Genomic DNA, 1,462 nt, shown 5'->3' with positions numbered 1-1,462 from the left:
TATGGCCGCTGTCAGTCCCGCCGAAGGGGAATGAGCATAGCGAATCGGGGGTGATGTGGGGGACGGGAGAGTTAATGCTCCCGTCTACCCGATTAGCTGATTGTTTCCTTTCGGACTCTAAGTTCAATCCCATTCGACCCTTCGATTAAAACTCGTTCTCCGCTGCTTACAAATCCAAGTGTCGAGATCGCCGTATGCTCTTTTCCTTCGATCGTAATCCTTCCAATCGGCTTCAGATCTGTGCTTGCAACTCCATATTTAGGTAAGCCTTCAAGTTCGGATTTCTTCTTTTGTTTTGGTTCCCAGTGAAGGATGACTTCATCCTTCACTGGGAACCAAAAAGCCCACTGGTAGATCAACCAAAAGATGATCAATACGGCTATAAGGTCGAAATCGTAGAGCTGCCAGAGAAATGAAAATGCTATGGCGCAAATGATGACGGAGTAGGACTGCCAAGTCTCAAAAGGTAAGGTGACTAAAAAGAGGTGTAGCAATGCAAACAGGGCTGCCATTCGAATAAAAATACCGAATGGCTTCTTCCAGTTCTTTTCTACTTTTTTGTCTTTACGGGTAAATAACCACAAGAGCAGCATCGTGATGCTGTATGCAGATAGACCTGTGAGGACTTCATTCATTTTCTTAGCTAACGTCGAGCGTAGTCACAGATGAGCGTCAGCGAAATCTGTTGACTACCGCGACTTGATGGACTCTTCACTGCGAATCCAATCGGCCAATCGGATTCGTATATCTCTAAATAGTTCCGCTGGCAGAGTGCCAAGCTTGCCGCTAAATATGGATTCCTGAACCACGGCGAGTCGACTCGTCCGAACCAAGCTTTCCTTTTTTAGCCCCGTTTTTTCAAAGTCAGGAGACATTTCAGATAACACGATTTCTAATTCTGGAATCTGATGTCGAGTCTGAGTGCTGATCATGCACACTAAGCAATCGTCAAAATCCCCATATATTCTCTTTATTAGCAAGGCTGGACGTAGCTTGCCAACGCCCAAATCTGATTGAGGGAACCGAAACAAAAGAATATCGCCCTCCGATATCATCCGACTCTCTCGATGATGTCTGATTCGCTGTAGAGGCAATCTTCTTCCTCCATGCCACGCATGGCCGAGGCAAGAGAAGACTTCTGAAGGCTGTTCTCCTCGTGTCTTCTTTCTTTTTCTTTCAGAAATTCCACAAATTCAAGAACTTCGGTTTGTTTCTCGGGCCGAAGGGACGCTATTTCATGGATGATCTGTTCTGCTGTGCTCATTTGACTCTAGATTGTCTGAGTTGTTGGAAATCTCAAGTTCATTTCTTCGTCCATCGGTGAGGCTATGCATAGATGAGCGCCAGCGAAATCTATTGAGTCGCTCGACTGGAGTGTGCCCAGCATGGGCACGGTGTAAATGTGGTTAAAGTCCACTATAGTAAGAACTAATATATGAATAATGAAAAGAACTATTACCAG

3 protein-coding genes are annotated in these 1,462 nt (G+C 45.3%); all 3 read right to left on the bottom strand.

Annotated features, from left to right (window positions below; all coding sequences use genetic code 11):
* Positions 1-92: 92 nt before the first annotated feature.
* Genes QEH52_RS19605 through QEH52_RS19600 form a run of 3 tightly spaced genes read right to left on the bottom strand, consistent with a single transcriptional unit; the run spans position 93 to position 1,264 of the window.
* Positions 93-635, bottom strand: a complete 543-nt coding sequence (locus QEH52_RS19605; protein ID WP_308952653.1) for an NfeD family protein — start codon at positions 633-635, stop codon at positions 93-95.
* A 54-nt stretch (positions 636-689) separates the two neighbouring features.
* On the bottom strand, positions 690-1,055 hold the full coding sequence (locus QEH52_RS20585) for a type II toxin-antitoxin system PemK/MazF family toxin (RefSeq protein WP_345785486.1): 366 nt from the start codon (positions 1,053-1,055) through the stop codon (positions 690-692).
* Complete coding sequence (locus tag QEH52_RS19600; protein WP_308952652.1) at positions 1,052-1,264, bottom strand: hypothetical protein; 213 nt, start codon at positions 1,262-1,264, stop codon at positions 1,052-1,054. Before QEH52_RS19600 ends, QEH52_RS20585 begins: the two co-directional genes overlap by 4 nt.
* Positions 1,265-1,462 lie beyond the last annotated feature (198 nt).

Origin of the sequence: Thalassobacterium maritimum, from assembly GCF_031127805.1 — a bacterium.
GTDB classification, from domain to species: Bacteria; Verrucomicrobiota; Verrucomicrobiia; order Opitutales; family Coraliomargaritaceae; genus Thalassobacterium; species Thalassobacterium maritimum.
This window is presented reverse-complemented; position numbering and strand designations above follow the sequence as displayed.

Coding starts and splice junctions, on each gene's coding strand:
- QEH52_RS20585 (WP_345785486.1), bottom strand. CDS start 1,055: ATGATATCGGAGGGCGATATTCTTTTGTTTCGGTTCCCTCAATCAGAT.
- QEH52_RS19605 (WP_308952653.1), bottom strand. CDS start 635: ATGAATGAAGTCCTCACAGGTCTATCTGCATACAGCATCACGATGCTG.
- QEH52_RS19600 (WP_308952652.1), bottom strand. CDS start 1,264: ATGAGCACAGCAGAACAGATCATCCATGAAATAGCGTCCCTTCGGCCC.